Origin of the sequence: Malaciobacter mytili LMG 24559 (genome assembly GCF_003346775.1) — a bacterium.
Taxonomy (GTDB): domain Bacteria; phylum Campylobacterota; class Campylobacteria; order Campylobacterales; family Arcobacteraceae; genus Malaciobacter; species Malaciobacter mytili.
Window position 1 is genome coordinate 2352572 of the sequence record NZ_CP031219.1, and the last position, 19752, is coordinate 2372323.

The window sequence follows — 19752 nt, forward strand, 5'->3', positions numbered from 1 at the left end:
AACTTTTATATTTAATAAGATAGTAAACCAAAGAATTGTAAAAAAAAAGCCAAACGATCTATTAGTACTAGTCAGCTAAACAACTTTCATTGATTACACATCTAGCCTATCAACCTCTTAGTCTTAGAGGGATCTTCAGGGAAAGTTCATCTTGGAGTTGGCTTCGAGCTTAGATGCTTTCAGCTCTTATCTCATCCGTACGTAGCTACCCAACGATGCTCTTGGCAGAACAATTGGTACACCAGTGGTACGTTCATCCCGGTCCTCTCGTACTAGGGACAAATCTCCTCAACTTTCCTACGCCCACGGAAGATAGGGACCGAACTGTCTCACGACGTTCTGAACCCAGCTCGCGTACCGCTTTAAATGGCGAACAGCCATACCCTTGGGACCTGCTCCAGCCCCAGGATGCGATGAGCCGACATCGAGGTGCCAAACCTCCCCGTCGATGTGAGCTCTTGGGGGAGATCAGCCTGTTATCCCCGGCGTACCTTTTATCCTTTGAGCGATGGCCCTTCCACTCAGAACCACCGGATCACTATGACCGACTTTCGTCTCTGCTCGACATGTACGTCTCACAGTCAGGCTAGTTTATGCCATTATACTCAGCTGGCGATTTCCATCCGCCATGAACTAACCTTTGTAAGCCTCCGTTACTTTTTAGGAGGCGACCGCCCCAGTCAAACTACCCACCAGACATTGTCCTAGTAGAGGTTTACTCTACCTAGTTAGTAACTCAAATATTCAAGGGTGGTATCTCAAGGGTGGCTCCGACTCTACTGGCGTCTAGTCATCTTAGCCTCCCACCTATCCTGCACATGAATATCCAAGCTACAGTGTCAAGCTGTAGTAAAGGTGCACGGGGTCTTTCCGTCTTTCCGCGGGTAGGAGGAATTTTCACCTCCACTACAATTTCACTGGATCCCTGGTTGAGACAGCTCCCATCTCGTTACGCCATTCATGCAGGTCGGTATTTAACCGACAAGGAATTTCGCTACCTTAGGACCGTTATAGTTACGGCCGCCGTTTACTCGGGCTTCAATCAAATGCTTCGATTGCTCTAACATCATCAGTTAACCTTCGAGCACCGGGCAGGCGTCACACCTTATACATCCACTTACGTGTTAGCAAAGTGCTGTGTTTTTGGTAAACAGTCGGGAGGGACTCTTTGTTGCAACCTTTCTAGCTTTTTGAAGCAAGTTCATATACCAGAGGAGGCACACCTTATACCGAAGATACGGTGCTAGTTTGCAGAGTTCCTTAACCAGGGTTCTTCCACGCGCCTTAGAATACTCATCCCACCCACCTGTGTCGGTTTACGGTACGGGCAACATATAATATACTTAGTGGCTTTTCTTGGCACGACAGTATCATCGATTCCAAACGCTCTCCTAAAAGATTGTTCGGCCTGTAAGATCTCGGTCTCGTGATACCCGGATTTGCCTAAGTATCAACCTACTTCCTTCGAGCCACACTTCCATCAGTGACCTCGATTAACTCTATGCGTCCCCACATCGCGCTTATATGCTGGTATTGGAATATTAACCAATTTACCATCGTCTACCCCTTTCGGACTCGACTTAGGTCCCGACTAACCCTACGATGACGAGCATCGCGTAGGAAACCTTGGGTTTTCGGCGTTGAGGATTCTCACCTCAATTATCGCTACTCATGCCTGCATGCTCACTTCTATCCGCTCCAACGCTCCTTACCGGTACATCTTCTACGCTGAATAGAACGCTCTCCTACCACTCATATATAATATGAATCTAAAGCTTCGGTGTACATCTTAGCCCCGTTATATTTTCCGCGCAGAATCACTAGACCAGTGAGCTGTTACGCTTTCTTTAAAGGATGGCTGCTTCTAAGCCAACCTCCTGGTTGTCACAGTAACTCCACATCGTTTTCCACTTAGATGTAACTTTGGGACCTTAGCTGTTAGTCTGGGTTGTTCCCCTCTCGACATATGATTTTATCACCCTACGCCTGACTCCCTAGATTCCACATGTAGTATTCGAAGTTTGATAGGGTTTGGTACCGCGGTGAGCAGCCCTAGCCCATTCAGTGCTCTACCCCTACATGCTACTTCTAGAGGCTATACCTAAATATATTTCGGAGAGAACCAGCTATCACGAAGTTTGATTGGCCTTTCACCCCTATCCACAGGTCATCCGGAGGCTTTTCAACGCCTATCGGTTCGGTCCTCCACTGGCTCTTACACCAGCTTCAACCTGCCCATGGATAGATCACTTCGTTTCGGGTCTGCAGCATCTGACTTAGTCGCCCTATTAAGACTCGCTTTCGCTACGGCTTCGTACTTGACTTAACCTTGCCAGATACCACAACTCGCAGGCTCATTATGCAAAAGGCAGTCCGTCACCCTGTTAAAACATAGGGCTCCGAATGATTGTAAGCTAATGGTTTCAGGTTCTATTTCACTCTCCTCGCTGGAGTACTTTTCACCTTTCCCTCACGGTACTTGTTCACTATCGATCTGTAAGTAGTATTTAGGGTTGGAGGGTGGTCCCCCCGGCTTCAGTCAAAATACCACGTGTTCCGACCTACTCAGGATACCATTTGAGCTATTGATAATTTCGTATACAGGAGTATCACCTTCTATGCTATAGCTTTCCAACTATTTCTACTATCATCTTTAGTCTCTTATTATGGTCCTTCAACCCCCTATGCAAGCATAGGGTTTGCCCTCTTCCGCGTTCGCTCGCCGCTACTTACGGAATCTCGTTTGATTTCTCTTCCTCTGGCTACTGAGATGTTTCACTTCACCAGGTTAGCCCCCCGTAGGGTAACATAATCTTCATTATGCTGGGTTGTCCCATTCGGAAATCTTCGGATCAATGCCTCTTGACGGCTCCCCGAAGCTTATCGCAGTCTAGTACGTCCTTCATCGCCTCTTACAGTCTAGGCATCCACCATTAGCCCTTAATAGCTTTCTTTGTATAAATTAAATATTCCTATTTAATCTACCTTTGATAATTATTCCTTGGCTACTATCTTATTAAACATAAGATAGTTGTGTTTTCTTTTTTGAAATTTTATTTTTTATTAAAACTTTCGTTTCAATAAAACTCTTTCGAAAAATTTAAAGACTTTAACATTGTGTTTTTAAATAACTTTTAGGTTTTTTAAACCTAATATAAAAACTAATCTCTTTTAGTTCTTATATTAAGTTTCTTTTCTCACCTTATTTTCTTCTTTTTTATTTATAAGTTGGTGGAGAATAGCGGGATCGAACCGCTGACCTCCTGCGTGCAAGGCAGGCGCTCTCCCAGCTGAGCTAATTCCCCATAAAGATTATCTTTCTTATGGTGGGCCTAACAGGACTTGAACCTGTGACCTCACGATTATCAGTCGAGCGCTCTAGCCAGCTGAGCTATAGGCCCCTTTCACCTATCTTTAAATAATCTTTATAAACTGAATATATTGACTTTCAGATTAAGAATTGAATCTTAATCTGTTTTTTCTCTGAAAGGAGGTGATCCAACCGCAGGTTCTCCTACGGTTACCTTGTTACGACTTCACCCCAGTCGCTGATTCCACTGTGGAAGGTAGCTATCTTAGCATCCCTGCTTCGAGTGAAATCAACTCCCATGGTGTGACGGGCGGTGAGTACAAGACCCGGGAACGTATTCACCGTAGCGTAGCTGATCTACGATTACTAGCGATTCCAACTTCATGTAGTCGAGTTGCAGACTACAATCCGAACTGGGAGGTATTTTTGAGATTTGCTCCACGTCACCGTATTGCTGCTCTTTGTATACCCCATTGTAGCACGTGTGTAGCCCTGGTCGTAAGGGCCATGATGACTTGACGTCGTCCTCACCTTCCTCCTACTTGCGTAGGCAGTCTCGTTAGAGTTCTCAGCCGAACTGTTAGCAACTAACGACGAGGGTTGCGCTCGTTGCGGGACTTAACCCAACATCTCACGACACGAGCTGACGACAGCCGTGCAGCACCTGTATGTAAGTTCTAGCAAGCTAGCACTATTCTATCTCTAAAATATTCTTACTATGTCAAGACCAGGTAAGGTTCTTCGCGTATCGTCGAATTAAACCACATGCTCCACCGCTTGTGCGGGTCCCCGTCTATTCCTTTGAGTTTTAATCTTGCGACCGTACTCCCCAGGCGGTACACTTAATGTGTTAACTGCATTACTGCCATATCTAGTATGGCAACAACTAGTGTACATCGTTTAGGGCGTGGACTACCAGGGTATCTAATCCTGTTTGCTCCCCACGCTTTCGCGTCTCAGCGTCAGTTATGTTCCAGTAGATCGCCTTCGCAATCGGTATTCCTTCTGATCTCTACGGATTTTACCCCTACACCAGAAATTCCATCTACCTCTCCCATACTCTAGATTGACAGTTTCAAGAGCAGTTCTATGGTTGAGCCATAGGATTTCACTCCTGACTTATCGATCCGCCTACACGCTCTTTACGCCCAGTGATTCCGAGTAACGCTTGCGCCCTCCGTATTACCGCGGCTGCTGGCACGGAGTTAGCCGGCGCTTATTCATATAGTACCGTCATTATCTTCCTATATAAAAGGAGTTTACGCACCGAAATGTGTCATCCTCCACGCGGCGTTGCTGCATCAGGGTTCCCCCCATTGTGCAATATTCCCCACTGCTGCCTCCCGTAGGAGTCTGGACCGTGTCTCAGTTCCAGTGTGACTGATCATCCTCTCAAACCAGTTATGCGTCATTGTCTTGGTAGGCCATTACCCCACCAACTAACTGATACAATACAGGCCAATCCTTTACCGATAAATCTTTCCCTTGCATACTTTAGTATTAAAGGCATATAGGACATTAGCAGTCGTTTCCAACTGTTATTTCCTTGTAAAGGGCATGTTACCTATACATTACTCACCCGTGCGCCACTTAGCTGACAAATATAGCAAGCTATATCCCGTTCTCGTTCGACTTGCATGTGTTAAGCACGCCGCCAGCGTTCACTCTGAGCCAGGATCAAACTCTCCAAAAAGTGTTTGAAACTGACAAATTATGTAACTCTATTTGTTACAAAATTATCACTCATTGTTTTTTAATTAAAATTAATTAATTAAATTTTTGTTATAGACGAAGAATTTTCTATTCTTCTTGTTTTTCATTGTCATATATATTCAGTTTATAAAGATTACTTTCCTTATAAACTTTTTGTTTTTAAAGAACTCAATTTCTATCTCTCCCGCTTCTTAAGCGTTCCAGCGAATTTGGACGGGAATTATAATAGATTTTTTACCCCTTGTCAAGGGTTTTTCCTAAATTCTAACTTAAATTTTTAAATTCTTTACTCTTTTTTCTCTTTGCTTTCTTCTTATTATCCTATTTCTCTATATTTTATAGATATTACCTCCCTCATTTTCTATTATTATTTCTCTATATTTTCCTTTTTTATCTATTAATTTTATTGTGCAAGGCTCTTTTAGTTCATTTTTTTTATCTTCTTTTTCATTTGTACTTAATTTGTTATATATTTTTCCATCATAACCAAAAGATATTTTCCCTAATGAATTATCACTTTTGCATGAAATCTCAACATTAGTTATATCAAACTCTTTTGTAAGTAAAACATATTTTGATGTATCTGATTCTTCATTACAACTATTAGAACTATAAATATATCTATTAGTAAGTGGGTCTTTTAAACTCTCTTGTTTATTAGGATGACCTTTTTTATTTTTATCACTATATATAACATAATATATTCCGCCAACATTTTTACTACATCTAAAAAATGATAAAGTCCATCTTTTTTTATGCCATAAGTTATCATTTAAATCATATTGGCTATCAATTAATGCTTGCAGTCTAGTTTGTTTTAAATATAAAACTAATTTATTTGTAACTATATTGATTTTATTTTCTAAGATAGTCTCTTTATTATAAAAAAAGGAAAAAGAAATTATTGAGATTATTGTAAGAGTTAGAATTAGTTCAAGTAAAGAGAAACTTCTTTTCATTTTAATTTTAATACATATGCTGTTTCAACTTCAATACCAAAATATGAAATAGGTATTTTAAAAGTATAATTGTTCTCTTCTTTTAAAGAAAGATAATATTTTTCCCCTTTATATATTTTATAAAACATTAATCTTAATTGTAGCTTTTCATCATTTGTTATTACCATATTTATATTTCTTTTTTTTAACTCTTGACTTAGTTCTTTTACTATATGGTATTTATATACAAAATGTTTTTTTGGATTATCAAGTATTAAATATAAAGGTTTATTAAAAATTGTAACAACAATATTAATACATAAAGTAACTAATACTAAAAAAGCAAAGAAATTATGCTTTTTTCTAAACTCTTTTAATCTAATTCTATATGAATGAAAAAATAGTTTTACCATTAAAGGAATAGAAATAACAACATAAGGAGCAAAATCTTCAATATATATTTGTTGTCTAAAAGAAAAAATAATTGAAAATAATAAAGCTGTTACACTAATATACCAAATAAAACTTCTTTCATTTTTTACACCCAATCTATATAAAGAATAAAAAAAGTATAAAAATAAAAAAGGAGAAAAAATTGAAGCATATATTGCAAAAGTATCTACTAAAAATCCCCTTGGTTTTCCAGAACTATCAAATCCATATATACTCATAGATAAACCAAAAAGAATCAGTGATATATATAGCATTGTATTATCTTTTTTATTTAAAGAGTAGAAAAACAACGCTAGATAAAAAATTGCAAAAGAGTTATCAACAAATAAAAACACAATTAAAAATAGATAATTGTGTTTTAAAGTTCTTTGATAATAATAGATATAAAACAGTGTACAAAAAGTAACTACAATTGCACTATTTACTAAAAGTGAAGCACTAAGCACCCCTGGTAAAAACATAAATATAAAAGTAGAGACCACTCTATCACTTTGATATTTAAAAAAGCTTCTTGTATTTTGATATAATAAAACAACACTAAAAAAATAAAATACAATAAAAGGTAGTCTAAGGGCTATATCATTTTGCCCAAAAATAGAAATAGAAATATTTGTTAATAAAGATAGCATTGAGTTATTTTCAAATACATTTAAGGCCTCTTTATAAGAGATACTTAATGTATTTGAAACAAATATTAATATAATAGAAGTAATTACTAATATAGTATAAACTAAAGTATTATGTTGGTTTTTAATCTCTATCATAATTTTAAGAAATTATTTATTATCTCATGTCCAAATTCACTCATAATTGATTCTGGATGAAATTGAACTCCATATATTTTTTTATCTTTAATTTCTAAAGACATAATTTCATTATCATCTAAGCTATAAGAAGTTGGGATTACAACTTCAGGTAAATTTTCTTTATTTACAGTTAAAGAGTGATACCTTGTTTGTGTAAATTCTTTTGGCAAGTCTTCAAAAATCTTTGTATCTTTTACAACTTTGATTTTAGAAGTTTTACCATGCATCATTTTTGGTGCTTTTATAACTTCTGCACCAAATACTTGTGCAATACTTTGATGTCCCAAACAAATACCTAAAATTGGTTTTTTATCTTGAAAATATTCAATCACTTCAAGACAAACTCCTGCTTCATTGGGTGTTGCAGGTCCAGGAGAAAGAATAATCTTTTCAGGATTAAGTTCTTCTATTTGCATTACAGTTAATTCATCATTTCTTATTATTTTTAAATCTGCACCTAACTCTTTACAATATTGAACTATATTATATGTAAAAGAATCATAATTATCAATCATTAAAATCATATTTTATTTTTCCCTTATCAAGCCTAAATAAGGCTTTTCAAATTTCATTTGCCAATAAATCTTATCTAAAATCTCTTTTAATAGATAAATTAGGGATATTATATCCATACTTTAGTATTTTTTGAATTAAATCTAAAATATATATTTAATTAACCTTTTGTGATTTTTACTTACACAAATAATAAATTTGTAGATATAAAATTGCTTGCTAATTTAAGAAAATTATAAAAGATTTATTAATCTTTAGAGTTATTAAATAACTCTTTATAATAATTTGCCATTTTAGCTTTCACTTCACTTAAATGTTCAGCTGTAACATTTGAATCTACTTGCCACTTAACTTCATCTATATGTCCACCATAATCTTCACCCATTTTTTCAATAGTAAAAGAAAATTCTTCTAAATCATTACATTTTTCTACTCTATTAGACATAGTATCTTTTATTTCTAAATACCAGCCTCCAATACCATTTTCTTTTACAATTGCTTCAAAAATTATTCTCATACTTTAACCTTATAATAAAAATATCATTGTAGCAAAATAAAATTTAAGGCTATTGAAAATAATTTGTCAATAATTTTTCTTTTACTTCTATTATTTGTTCAGAAGTAACATCTAAATCAACTTTCCATTTAATTTCATCAATTTTCCCATTATATTCTTTACTCATTTCCTCAATTGCCACAGAAAATTCTTCCATATTATTACATTTTTGAGTTTTTTTTGAAATTGTATCTTCAACCTGTAAATACCAACCCCCAATTTCATTTACTTTTATTGTTGCTTCAAAAATAATTTGCATATTTCACCTTTTAAATAATCAAAAATATTATATCAAATATATATTAAAGATAATATTTTGATGAGAATAATTCTTATTATTCAGTTTAATAAAAGGATTGCTAAATTATAATTCCAATAACTATTATCAAAAAAAGGAAAATTAATGATAAAAAAACTAGCTCTAAGTGCAGTATTACTTGCTTCTTCATTATTTGCAAGTACAGAAGTAAATGTTTATTCACATAGACATTATGATACAGATAAAAAACTTTTCAAAATGTTTGAAGAAAAAACAGGTATAAAAGTTAATGTAGTAAAAGCTGAAGCAAGTGCATTAATTGAAAGAATTGAAAATGAAGGGAAAAACTCACCAGCAGATGTTTTAATTACTGTTGATGCAGGTAGATTATATCAAGCAAAAGAAAAAGGAATTTTACAAGCAATTGAGTCAAAATACTTACTTGATAATATTCCTGAAAAATTAAGAGATAAAGATAATCAATGGTTTGCTCTTACTAAAAGAGCTAGAGTTACAGTATATAAAATTGGTTCAGGTATGCATAAAGAATTATCAACTTATGAAGATTTAGCTAATCCAAAGTTTAAAGGTCAAATTATGGTTAGATCTTCAAATAATATATATAACCAATCTTTAATGGCTGCAATGATTGCACACCATGGTGAAGAATATGCAGTTAATTGGGCAAAAGGTGTTGTAGCAAATATGGCAAATGCACCAAAAGGAAATGATAGATACCAAGTTAAAGCTATTGCTAATGGAATTGGGTCAATTGCAATTGCAAATACATATTATATTGGACAAATGGTAGATAATAAAGATTTATCTCAAGCAGAATCAGTAAAAAAAGTTAAAGTATTCTTCCCTAAATTTGAAAAAGGTGGAACACATATTAATGTAAGTGGTGCTGGTGTTGCTAAATATGCTCCAAATAAAGAAAATGCAATAAAATTTATTGAGTTTTTAGCTTCTAATGAAGCACAAAAACTATTTGCACAAGCAAACTTTGAGTACCCTGTATTAAAAGGGGTTGAATCTTCTGATATTGTTAAATCATGGGGAACTTTTGAAGATGATACAATTTCTATTAATACTTTAGGTGAAAATAATAAAGCAGCAGTTAAAGCTTTTGATTTAGCTGGTTGGAAGTAGTAGTAATTGAATCAAGCTGTTTCGAAAATAAAGATAAGTAGCATATTTCTTACGCTACTTATCTCTGCTCCTGCAGTAATAATCTTTTTATATCTTTTTATTGGACATAGTGATAATTGGCAACATTTAAAAGATACTTTACTTTTTGAGTATATTTTTAATTCACTATATATTATGTTTGGTGTAGCAATACTTACATCAATTATAGGTTTTACAACAGCATATCTTACATCACTTTATACATTTACTTTTTCTAGATTTTTTCATTATGCACTAATTTTACCTTTTGCTTTTCCTGCATATATAGTTGCCTTTATTTATGGAGGAATGTTTGATATTACAGGAACAGTAACAACTTTTATTTTAAATTTAATAAATAAAGATTTAAGTGAAGTAGTCTTTTTTGATATTATGTCAATTGAAGGTGCTATTTTAGTTATGTCTTTAGTTTTATATCCATATGTGTATCTAATTTGTAAAACATATCTTAGTTTTGAATCTGCTTCAATTATTGATGCAGCTAAAACTTTTAATCTTTCATCTTGGCAAATTCTAAAAAAAGTAATTTTACCTATTTCAAGGCCAGCAATTGTTGCAGGAGTAACACTTGCTGTTATGGAAGCTGTTGCTGATTTTGGAGTTATGGATTATTTTGGAGTAAATACTTTTGTAACAGGTATTTTTAAAACTTGGTTTGGAATGGGAAGTGTTGATGATGCTGCAAAATTAGCAAGTATTTTAATGACTTTTGTCTTTTTAATTATTATTTTAGAAAGATTACAAAGAAGAAATAAAGTATTTAAAAGTTCAGGGAAAGATTTTAAACCTATTGATAAAGTAAAGCTTACTGGATTTAAATCATTTTTAGCATTTATTAGCTGTTTTATACCCGTATTTTTTGGTTTTATTTTACCATTTATACAGCTATGCTATTGGTTTTTTATCTCATATGAAGATATTATTGATGAAGATTTTATGACTATTTTATATCAAACTTTATCATTGGCAATTATTAGTGCATTTATTATTACTGCTTTAGGACTACTTTTTGTATATAATGTACGAAAAAATAAAGATAAGACTTCTTCAATTTTAACTCAAATTGCTAAATTAGGTTACTCAATTCCAGGAGCTGTTGTTGCAGTGGGGATTTTATCATTTTTTACTATTTTAGATAAAAATATTATTGAGATATTTACTTCTAATTATGTAATTAGTGGAACAATAATTGCTATAATTTTTGGATATTGTGTTAGATTTTTAGCAATTACTATTAATAATTTTGAAGCTGGTTTTAGTAGAATTCCACAAACATACGATGATGCAGCAAAAACATTAGATGTGGGCGAAAAAAGAACTTTTATAACTATTTTTATGCCTTTACTAAAAAATTCTGCATTTGCTTCTTTTATAGTGATTTTTATTGAAGTAATTAAAGAGTTACCTTTAACTATGATTTTAAGACCTTTTAATTATGATACATTGGCAATTTTATCACTAGAATTAACACAACAATCACAAATAGTAGAATCTTCTGTTCCTTCTATGTTTATTTTAATCATAGGAATGATTTCAGTTGTTTTACTAGCAAAAAATATGAATAAGGCACACTAAATATGGTAAGTATTGATAACTTTGGAATATCATTTAATGAAACAAAAATTTTAGAAGATATAACTTTTGATGTAAAAGCAGGAGAAATTGTAACAATACTTGGAGCAAGCGGTTGCGGAAAAACAACTATTTTAAGATCAATTGCAGGGTTACAAAAAGAACATGAGGGATATATTTGTATTGGAGATGTTTGTGTATCTTCAAAAGAGATTTATAAAAAAGATAGAGAAGTTGGATATATTTTCCAAGACTATGCTTTATTTCCCCATTTAAATGTGGAAGAAAATATTGCTTTTGCTTTATTTAAACTTTCAAAAAGTGAAAAAACAAAAAGAGTAAATGAGCTATTAGAACAATTTAATTTAACTGAGCATAAAACTAAACAAATTCATCAATTATCAGGGGGACAACAACAAAGAGTTGCTATTGCAAGAGCTTTGGCTAATAACCCTAAGATTTTACTTTTAGATGAACCCTTTTCAAATCTTGATGCAATGTTAAGATATAAAACAAAGATTTGGTTAAAAGATATTATAAAACAGTTAAATCTAAGTGCTATTTTAGTAACTCATGATAAAAAAGAGGCCTTATCAATTTCAGATAAAATTGGAATAATAAATGATAAAAAACTTATTCAATTTGATAGTGCTAAAAATATCTTTGATAAGCCTGCAAATTTATATGTGGCAAACTTTTTATGTGAAATAAACAAGCTTCCTAATATATATTTAAAAACTTTAAATCTTGAAATACAAGAGAATAAAGTTTGTATTGTAAAAATTGATAAATGTAAACTTTCTAAAGAAAAAAATGATTTCTTAGTTGAGATTTTAGATATTTCTTTTTGTGGAGATTATTATGAATTAATTGTTCAATTAAAACAAAGTAAAGATACTTTACTAATAAAAATGAATAATATAGAAGATTTTAAAATCTCTGATTTTGTATATTTACATATAAATAAACAAGATTTAATGATTATTGATAAATAAGAGTAGAATTACTCTTATTTATAATTGGAATTTCTTTTCAAATTCTAAAGAAATATCAATAATTCCCCTTTGTTTTAGTGACTGTAAAACTTCTTTGTTACAATCAACATCATCAGGCCATCTTCTTTTAAAGTTATCATAACTATTTTTATTTGTAGCATCAATTGAGATTGTATTATTTTCAATATAAATATCTCTATTTGAATCAATATTATTTACAACTCTCCAAATTAACATATAAGCATTTTCCACATCATTTTGATTTGCTGCATCTACAATTACTAAAATTTTAATATGTTCAAATAGTGGCTTTAAATCTTCAATTAGATACTTTTGACTTCTTTTTTTATCTACTGTTATTACTGTAATTGGATTTTTAGTGTGAGTAAAATATTGTTTTAAACTCTTTACTTCATCACTTATTTTTTGCATCTTTTCTAATAATTCACTATCACTTAATAAAGTAATACCTAACTCTTTTATCTCTTCACCTGTACAATCAAGTCCTAATTTTCCACCAATTGCAAATTTTGGACTTGAATGGTCAAGTGCATCAACTACCCCTTTAGAAATAAGCATATCTTCAATATTTATTCTATTTAAAATATATTGCGTTATAGCTTCATGGTCTTCAAGTTCTGGAGCATCTTCATTTACAAAAATAGCATGTTTAACAAAACTCATTTGCCCTACTCCCCAAAATGCATGCATCATTTGAGAAGCATGACCTGGATATAAAGTTTTAATTTTTGCTAATATTAAATTATGAAATACTCCATTTTCAGGCATATAATAATCTATTAAATCAGGTGCTGTTGTTTTAAGTAATGGTAAAAATATTCTCTCTGTTGCAAATCCCATATATTTATCTTCTAAAGGTGGCTTACCAACAACTGTTGCTAAATATGTAGGTTTTTTCTTATGGGTAATTGCTGTAACTTCTAAAAATGGATACTCTTCTTCTAAAGTATAATATCCTGTATGATCTCCAAAAGGTCCTTCTATTCTCATCTTAGAAGTATCTACAAATCCTTCAATTATAAAATCATTGTCTTTTGGTACATAAATATCATTTGTAATAGATTTTACAAGTTGAGCATTTTTATTTTTAACAAAACCATAAAGCATAAGTTCAAAAATACCAATTGGAAGTGGTGCTTGTCCACACCAAATATACATGGGATCTCCTCCAATACCAATTGAAACTGGCATTTTTTTACCAGCTTTTTTATATTCATGGAAAAAGTGATTTGAGTCTTTATGTATTTGCCAATGCATTCCAAGTGTATTATCATCATATACTTGAAGTCTATACATACCTAAATTTTTCATCTCCCCATTTAAAGAAGTTGTATAAACCTGTCCCATTGTAATAAAAGGACCCCCATCTTGTTCCCAAGTTGTTAATATGGGTAAATCAGAAAGTTTTGCTTCACTTCCTAATTTAATAACTTCTTGACACTCTCCTTTTCCCTTTAGCTTTTTAGGAATTGTATTTTTAAGTGCAAATAGTTTTCCAAATGTAGAAAGTTTTTCACTAAAAGTTGTAGGTGGTTTCATTTTTAGTAAAGATTCAATCTCTTTTCCTATTTTATCTCCATCCCCAATAAAAAGCTCAACTGCTTTTTTTGAACCAAATACATTCATCAATACAGGTATATCAAATTTTTTATTGTTTTTTTTATCTACAACATTTGTAAATAATAATGCTTTAGAATCCTCTTTTTTAACTTCTATATATGCAATATGAGGAATTTCTAAATATATATCTAATTCATCATCAATAATTTTTAATAAATTATGTTTTTTAAGTAGTTCAATAGCTTCTTTCATTTAAAACCTTATTTCTAATTAATCTTATTTTTATATCATTATATCTATAAAAATTAGTTTATAGTAGAGAAAAAAAGATGAAATATAATTTTGATGAGTATATAAATAGAAAAAATACAAATTGTGTAAAGTATGATGGTTTAAAAAGATATTTTAATATTGAAGATGCAAAACCTATGTGGGTTGCTGATATGGATTTTAAAACACCAAATTTTATTTTAGAAGATTTAAAAAAGGTTTTAGATTATGAAATATTAGGTTATCCAGAAGTAAGCCAAGAGGTATATAGTTCTATTATATCTTGGTATGAGAAAAGACATAAAATATCTAATATAAATAATGATGAGATATTACTTACAACAGGAGTAGTTACAGCTATTAGTGCTTGTATAGAAGCCTTAAGCAAAGAAAATGATGAAGTAATTATACAAACTCCTGTCTATTATCCATTTTTTTCTTGTGTACAAAATAATAATAGAAAACTAATTATTAATCCTCTTATAAATGAACAAGATTATTATAAAATTGATTTTAAAGATTTAGAAGAAAAAATCACACCTAAAACAAGACTTTTAATACTTTGTTCACCTCATAATCCTGTGGGAAGAGTTTGGGATAAAGAAGAGTTATTACAACTTTGCAAGATATGTTTAAAACACAATATTATTATTATAAGTGACGAAATACATTCTGATTTAGTTTTTAAACCTTTTACTTCAATACTTCATTTAGAAGAAAAATATATAAATAACTGTGTAGTTTTAAATTCCCCTAGTAAAACTTTTAATATTGCAGGTCTTAATAGTTCGTATATAATAGCAAAAAATGAAATTTTAAAAAATAAAATCTCAGTTATTATAAAAAAAAGAGAAATTGGGAACTTAAATCTTTTTGGATTACAAGGAATTATCTCTTCTTATACAAAAGGAGAAGAGTGGCTAAAAATGTTACTATTTTACTTAAATGAAAATATCACTATTGTTAATCAATCATTAAATAATAAATGCAATAATATCACTTTTAAAATCCCAGAAGCTACTTATTTATTGTGGTTAAATTTTACAAAAGTAGAAGATTCCCATAAAAATATTTTTTCTAGATTGCTCAATAAATCGAAGTTAGCACTGAATGATGGTTCAACATTTGGTAAAGAAGGAGAGTTTTATTTTAGACTAAATATTGCACTTAGCAAGAATGAACTAATAAAATCACTTATATGTTTAAATAATGAATTTAATTGATTAATTTAAGTTAAAAAAAAAGTTATTTTAAAGTATTACATTTCTTCTCACTATTTTATTGAATGTGTAAAATAATCCGTTAATACCTTTATACTTACTGTAAAATATTGTACAATCCAAACATAACAAAACTATATGGGAAGAAGTGCAATGTCAACAGAACTACTTTTATCGACAAGCATCTTTGTTATCATAGGCCTAGTCTTAGTTTCAGTTTTTGCTTTAACTAAGTACCTCGGACCAAATAACAAAGACGACAAACAAAAAAACTTAGTATACGAAAGTGGGGTATCAAACCCTGTTGGTACTACAAACCTAAGATTTTCTATCAAATTCTATCTTGTAGCAATTCTTTTTGTGATTTTTGATGTAGAAATTATCTTCATGTTTCCTTGGGCTGTAAATATTAGAGAACTTGGATTTTTAGGACTTGCAGAAATGTTTATGTTTATGGCATTATTATTTGCAGGATTAATTTATATTTATAAGAAAAAGGCGCTATCATGGGATTAGGAGCAGAATCAGCATTTGGTGATTCAATAATCACTACAAAACTTGATCACGCGGTTAATTGGGGTAGATCATACTCATTATGGCCAATGGTGTTTGGTACTGCATGCTGTGGTATTGAATTTATGTCAGTTGTTGGAGCTAAATATGACCTTTCTAGATTTGGTGCAGAGGTTGTAAGATTCTCACCAAGACAAGCAGATTTAATGATTGTTGCTGGAACAATCACTTATAAGCAAGCTCCTATTTTAAAGAAAATTTATGATCAAATGTGTGAACCAAAATGGGTTATTTCTATGGGTGCGTGTGCATGTTCTGGTGGATTTTATGATAACTATACAACAGTACAAGGAATAGATGAAATTATTCCTGTAGATGAATATGTATCAGGTTGTCCTCCAAGACCAGAAGCTGTATTAGATGCGGTTATGAGAATTCAAGAAAAAGCACAAAAAGACTCTGTATTAAAAGAAAGAGCTAGAAACTTTAAAGGAATTCTAGATGCATAAAAATGAAATTTTAGTTAATGCAAATCAAATTAGAGAAACAATTTTAAAATTAAAAAACAATGATGGTTTTAATCTACTATTAGATATTACTGTAATTGATTATTTAAAATATCCAGATGTTACTCCTTCAAGATTTGCTGTTGTTTATATTTTAAGAGATAGAACTTTTAAAAAATTTATAACTGTAAAAGCATTTGTAGATGATAATACTTTAGAAGTTGATACTATTTCTGATCTATTTTATAGTGCCAATTGGGCAGAAAGAGAAGCTTATGACCAATATGGTATAAAATTTAAAGGTCATCAAAATTTAAAAAGAGTATTAAATCACCATCAATTTGTTGGACATCCTTTAAGAAAAGATTATCCAGTTACAAAAAGGCAACTTTGTACTGAAACTGAAGATTTAATGGATGAGATGACTCCACTATTAAAATCTTATGGATATGATGAGAGTGATTTTGAAGATTTAATGTTTTTAAATGTTGGACCATCTCACCCTGCCTCACACGGTACTATTAGAAACTTTTTAGCTATGGAAGGTGAAACAATCAAAGCTTGTGTAACTGAAATTGGTTACTTACATAGAGGTTTTGAAAAAGCTTGTGAAACACACACTTACTCACAAGTAATTCCATATACAGATAGACTTAACTATTGTAGTGCAATTTTAAATAATATTGGTTATTCAAAAGCTGTTGAAGATATGTTAGGAATCGATATAACGCCAAGAGCTAAAATGATTAGAATTGTTATTGGAGAATTAAGTAGAATTATTGACCACTTAGTATGTAATGCTGCTAATATGGTTGATTTAGGAGGTTTAACAAACTTCTGGTATTTATTCGCTCCAAGAGATAAAACATATGATTTATTATCAAAACTAACAGGTGCAAGACTTACAAACTCTTATACAAGAATAGGTGGATTAGAGTTTGACTTATATGAAGGTTTTGAAGAAGATTTAAATGAAGTAATTAAAGAGATTGAAAAAGGTATTAGTGATGCTTTATCTTTAGTTGAACATAATAGAATTTTCCATGATAGAACACAAGATGTTGGTGTAATTAAAGATGATTTTGCAATTAGTGCTGGAATTACAGGACCAAATCTAAGAGCAGCTGGAGTTGCTTTTGACTTAAGAAAAAATGCTCCTTATTATGGATATGAAAACTTTGAATTTGATATTGTTATAGGAAGTCATGGAGATGTTTATGACAGAATTATGGTTAAATTTGAAGAGATTAGACAATCAATTAGAATTATTAAACAAGCTATGAAAGAGTTACCTGATGGACCACTAAATGTTGATCATCAAGGTATTTTCTTACCATCTAAAAAAGATGTATATGGAAATATTGAAGGATTAATGAATCAATTCAAACTTACTTTTGAAGGTATTAAAGTTCCAAAAGGTGAATACTACGGATACACTGAAGGTGCAAATGGTGAGTTAGGATTTCATATTACAAGTGATGGTTCAGGAACACCTTATAAAGTTAAATGTAGACCACCTTGTTTTTACTCTTTAGGTGCATATTCAAAAATAGTTGAAGGTGGAATGTTAGCAGATGCTGTTATTACAATGGCTAGTATGAACTTTATTGCAGGGGAGTTTGATAGATAATGAGTAAATTTAAATATACACCTGAAAATGAAGAAAAATTTCAAAAACAGTTAAAAAGATACCCAAATAGTAACTCGATGATGCTACCAGCTTTATGGTTAGTTCAAGAGCAAGAAGGATGGGTAAGCCCTGAGGCAATGATTTTTGTTGCTGATAAATTAAATAAACAACCAATTGAAGTTTATGAGTTTGCAACATTTTATACAATGTTTAACTTAAAACCAATTGGAACTTATCATATAGAATTATGTAAAACTCTATCTTGTATGGTTATGGGAAGTAGAGATTTAAAAAAATTTATCAAAGATACAATAGGAATTGGTCCAGGTGAAACAAGTGAAGATGGACTATTTCATTTTAGTGAAGTTGAGTGTTTAGGTGCTTGTGGTGGAGCTCCAATGTTTGCTTTAAATGGGCAATACCATGAAAATCAATCAGTTGAATCATTAAAAAAGGTAATTGAGGAGTGCAAAAATGCTAGTAAAAGTAGTAAGTAAAAATTTTGATATTCCTAATTCTCATAAATTAGAAGTTGCAAAAGCAAATGGAAGATACTCTTCAATAGAAAAACTTTTTACTATGACTCCTGATGAAGTAACTAAAGAAGTTACACTATCTGGACTAAGAGGAAAAGGTGGTGGTGGAGCTCCATGTGGACCAAAATGGGAATTAATGCCTAAAAATGATCCAAGACCAGCTTATTTAATAGTAAATGGAGATGAGTCAGAACCTGGAACATTTAAAGATAGACAAATTTTTCAATATGATCCACATCTTTTAATTGAAGGAATTATCTGCTCTTGTTATGCAATAAATGCCCATGATGCATATATTTATATAAGAGGTGAGTATAAGTGGTTTATTGATAGATTAAATGAAGCTATTGATGAAGCATATGAAGCTGGAATTATTGGTGAAAAAGTAATGGGACACGATTTTAGAGTTGATATTACTGTTCATAGAGGTGGTGGAGCATATATTTGTGGAGAAAAATCTGCACTTATTGAATCACTAGAAGGTAAAAGAGGACATCCAAGATTAAAACCACACGGTAAAGAGTGTGAGTGGTTCTTTGATAATCCAGCAACTGTAAATAATGTTGAAACAATTGCTACTGTTCCATTTATTGTGGAAAATGGTTATCAAGCATATACTGCATATGGAACTGAAAAATCACCTGGAACAATGCTATTTGCTATGAGTGGTCCAGTTAAAAATCCAGGTGTATATGAGTTAGCATTTGGAAATAAGATGATTGATGTTATCAATCAAATTGGTGGAGGGATGAAAGAAGGGAAGAAACTAAAAGCAGTTATTCCAGGAGGTTCATCTTGTCCAATTTTAACTGCACAAGAAGTTGAAAAAGCTGTACTTGATTATGAATCAATGTGGGATATTGGTTCTACTTTAGGTACTGGTGGAATGATGATAATTGATGATAGTATGAATATGGTTGAAGTTGCTAAAAACCTAATAGAATTCTATCATCATGAATCTTGTGGACAATGTACACCTTGTAGAGAGGGGTGCGGTTGGATTGATAAAGTTTTAGCAAGGGTATTAGCTGGTGAAGGAAGTGAAAAAGACTTAGATATTATCTTAGATGTTTGCGAAACAATGAATGGAAAAACTGTTTGTGTTTTTGCACCTGCTGTTAAAGATATTATTAAAAGTATCGTTCAAAAATTTAGACATGAATTTATAAAAGAATTTAAAAATAATTAAA

The 19752-nt window shown here is 31.7% G+C and carries 15 protein-coding genes, 2 tRNA genes and 2 rRNA genes; 9 read left to right on the plus strand and 10 right to left on the minus strand.

The window, feature by feature from the left end; all coding sequences use genetic code 11:
- Positions 1-40: 40 nt before the first annotated feature.
- From AMYT_RS11575 to AMYT_RS11615, 9 genes are all read right to left on the minus strand, one after another.
- Positions 41-2954 (minus strand): 23S ribosomal RNA (locus AMYT_RS11575).
- 275 nt (positions 2955-3229) lie between these two features.
- Positions 3230-3305, minus strand: a tRNA-Ala gene (locus AMYT_RS11580).
- Between the two features lie 19 nt (positions 3306-3324).
- A tRNA-Ile gene (locus AMYT_RS11585) sits at positions 3325-3401 on the minus strand.
- Between the two features lie 85 nt (positions 3402-3486).
- A 16S ribosomal RNA gene (locus AMYT_RS11590) occupies positions 3487-5003 on the minus strand.
- The 16S and 23S rRNA genes sit together here with 2 tRNA genes alongside, the layout of an rRNA operon.
- Positions 5004-5352: 349 nt before the next feature.
- Positions 5353-5982: a type II secretion system protein gene (locus AMYT_RS11595; protein WP_114842683.1), complete on the minus strand. Its 630-nt coding sequence runs from the start codon at positions 5980-5982 to the stop codon at positions 5353-5355.
- Positions 5979-7178, minus strand: a complete 1200-nt coding sequence (locus tag AMYT_RS11600) for an ArnT family glycosyltransferase (RefSeq protein ID WP_114842684.1) — start codon at positions 7176-7178, stop codon at positions 5979-5981. Before AMYT_RS11600 ends, AMYT_RS11595 begins: the two co-directional genes overlap by 4 nt.
- A complete protein-coding gene (locus AMYT_RS11605; RefSeq protein ID WP_114842685.1) occupies positions 7175-7744 on the minus strand; it encodes an anthranilate synthase component II in 570 nt (189 codons plus the stop codon). The genes AMYT_RS11600 and AMYT_RS11605 overlap by 4 nt, the downstream gene beginning before the upstream one ends.
- Positions 7745-7980: 236 nt before the next feature.
- Positions 7981-8250 (minus strand): hypothetical protein, encoded by a 270-nt coding sequence (locus tag AMYT_RS11610; RefSeq protein ID WP_114842686.1) that lies wholly within the window; start codon positions 8248-8250, stop codon positions 7981-7983.
- 49 nt (positions 8251-8299) lie between these two features.
- Positions 8300-8548, minus strand: coding sequence for a hypothetical protein (locus tag AMYT_RS11615; RefSeq protein WP_114842687.1), 249 nt, complete (start codon positions 8546-8548; stop codon positions 8300-8302).
- Between the two features lie 144 nt (positions 8549-8692).
- Here AMYT_RS11615 and AMYT_RS11620 point away from each other — a divergent pair, with 144 nt between their 5' ends.
- Genes AMYT_RS11620 through AMYT_RS11630 form a run of 3 tightly spaced genes read left to right on the plus strand, consistent with a single transcriptional unit; the run spans position 8693 to position 12306 of the window.
- The gene (locus tag AMYT_RS11620; RefSeq protein WP_114842688.1) at positions 8693-9700 is read left to right on the plus strand and encodes a Fe(3+) ABC transporter substrate-binding protein; all 1008 of its coding nucleotides are present in this window, start codon (positions 8693-8695) and stop codon (positions 9698-9700) included.
- Between the two features lie 6 nt (positions 9701-9706).
- Positions 9707-11314: an ABC transporter permease gene (locus AMYT_RS11625; protein WP_114842689.1), complete on the plus strand. Its 1608-nt coding sequence runs from the start codon at positions 9707-9709 to the stop codon at positions 11312-11314.
- A 2-nt stretch (positions 11315-11316) separates the two neighbouring features.
- Positions 11317-12306 (plus strand): ABC transporter ATP-binding protein, encoded by a 990-nt coding sequence (locus AMYT_RS11630; protein ID WP_114842690.1) that lies wholly within the window; start codon positions 11317-11319, stop codon positions 12304-12306.
- A gap of 18 nt (positions 12307-12324) precedes the next feature.
- On the opposite strand, the gene AMYT_RS11635 is transcribed toward AMYT_RS11630, so the two are convergent.
- A complete protein-coding gene (locus tag AMYT_RS11635) occupies positions 12325-14139 on the minus strand; it encodes a menaquinone biosynthesis decarboxylase (protein ID WP_114842691.1) in 1815 nt (604 codons plus the stop codon).
- 77 nt (positions 14140-14216) lie between these two features.
- Here AMYT_RS11635 and AMYT_RS11640 point away from each other — a divergent pair, with 77 nt between their 5' ends.
- The 6 genes from AMYT_RS11640 (at position 14217) to nuoF (ending at position 19751) form a co-directional block, all read left to right on the plus strand.
- On the plus strand, positions 14217-15380 hold the full coding sequence (locus tag AMYT_RS11640; RefSeq protein WP_114842692.1) for a MalY/PatB family protein: 1164 nt from the start codon (positions 14217-14219) through the stop codon (positions 15378-15380).
- A 150-nt stretch (positions 15381-15530) separates the two neighbouring features.
- On the plus strand, positions 15531-15893 hold the full coding sequence (locus tag AMYT_RS11645) for an NADH-quinone oxidoreductase subunit A (protein ID WP_114842693.1): 363 nt from the start codon (positions 15531-15533) through the stop codon (positions 15891-15893).
- Positions 15884-16399, plus strand: coding sequence for an NADH-quinone oxidoreductase subunit B (locus tag AMYT_RS11650; protein ID WP_114842694.1), 516 nt, complete (start codon positions 15884-15886; stop codon positions 16397-16399). Before AMYT_RS11645 ends, AMYT_RS11650 begins: the two co-directional genes overlap by 10 nt.
- Positions 16392-18026, plus strand: coding sequence for an NADH-quinone oxidoreductase subunit D (locus tag AMYT_RS11655; RefSeq protein WP_114842695.1), 1635 nt, complete (start codon positions 16392-16394; stop codon positions 18024-18026). The genes AMYT_RS11650 and AMYT_RS11655 overlap by 8 nt, the downstream gene beginning before the upstream one ends.
- Positions 18026-18523 carry an NADH-quinone oxidoreductase subunit NuoE family protein gene (locus AMYT_RS11660; RefSeq protein WP_114842696.1) on the plus strand — a complete coding sequence of 166 codons (498 nt, stop codon included), beginning with the start codon at positions 18026-18028 and terminating at the stop codon, positions 18521-18523. The genes AMYT_RS11655 and AMYT_RS11660 overlap by 1 nt, the downstream gene beginning before the upstream one ends.
- Positions 18501-19751 (plus strand): NADH-quinone oxidoreductase subunit NuoF, encoded by a 1251-nt coding sequence (gene nuoF, locus AMYT_RS11665; RefSeq protein WP_114842697.1) that lies wholly within the window; start codon positions 18501-18503, stop codon positions 19749-19751. Before AMYT_RS11660 ends, nuoF begins: the two co-directional genes overlap by 23 nt.
- The last annotated feature ends 1 nt before the right edge of the window (position 19752 follow it).

What these genes read in the sequence shown, in the direction of transcription:
- AMYT_RS11615 (WP_114842687.1), bottom strand. Translation starts at nt 8,548, where the DNA reads ATGCAAATTATTTTTGAAGCAACAATAAAAGTAAATGAAATTGGGGGT.
- AMYT_RS11655 (WP_114842695.1), top strand. Translation starts at nt 16,392, where the DNA reads ATGCATAAAAATGAAATTTTAGTTAATGCAAATCAAATTAGAGAAACA.
- AMYT_RS11595 (WP_114842683.1), bottom strand. Translation starts at nt 5,982, where the DNA reads ATGAAAAGAAGTTTCTCTTTACTTGAACTAATTCTAACTCTTACAATA.
- AMYT_RS11635 (WP_114842691.1), bottom strand. Translation starts at nt 14,139, where the DNA reads ATGAAAGAAGCTATTGAACTACTTAAAAAACATAATTTATTAAAAATT.
- AMYT_RS11660 (WP_114842696.1), top strand. Translation starts at nt 18,026, where the DNA reads ATGAGTAAATTTAAATATACACCTGAAAATGAAGAAAAATTTCAAAAA.
- AMYT_RS11605 (WP_114842685.1), bottom strand. Translation starts at nt 7,744, where the DNA reads ATGATTTTAATGATTGATAATTATGATTCTTTTACATATAATATAGTT.
- nuoF (WP_114842697.1), top strand. Translation starts at nt 18,501, where the DNA reads ATGCTAGTAAAAGTAGTAAGTAAAAATTTTGATATTCCTAATTCTCAT.
- AMYT_RS11640 (WP_114842692.1), top strand. Translation starts at nt 14,217, where the DNA reads ATGAAATATAATTTTGATGAGTATATAAATAGAAAAAATACAAATTGT.
- AMYT_RS11610 (WP_114842686.1), bottom strand. Translation starts at nt 8,250, where the DNA reads ATGAGAATAATTTTTGAAGCAATTGTAAAAGAAAATGGTATTGGAGGC.
- AMYT_RS11645 (WP_114842693.1), top strand. Translation starts at nt 15,531, where the DNA reads ATGTCAACAGAACTACTTTTATCGACAAGCATCTTTGTTATCATAGGC.
- AMYT_RS11620 (WP_114842688.1), top strand. Translation starts at nt 8,693, where the DNA reads ATGATAAAAAAACTAGCTCTAAGTGCAGTATTACTTGCTTCTTCATTA.
- AMYT_RS11650 (WP_114842694.1), top strand. Translation starts at nt 15,884, where the DNA reads ATGGGATTAGGAGCAGAATCAGCATTTGGTGATTCAATAATCACTACA.
- AMYT_RS11630 (WP_114842690.1), top strand. Translation starts at nt 11,317, where the DNA reads ATGGTAAGTATTGATAACTTTGGAATATCATTTAATGAAACAAAAATT.
- AMYT_RS11600 (WP_114842684.1), bottom strand. Translation starts at nt 7,178, where the DNA reads ATGATAGAGATTAAAAACCAACATAATACTTTAGTTTATACTATATTA.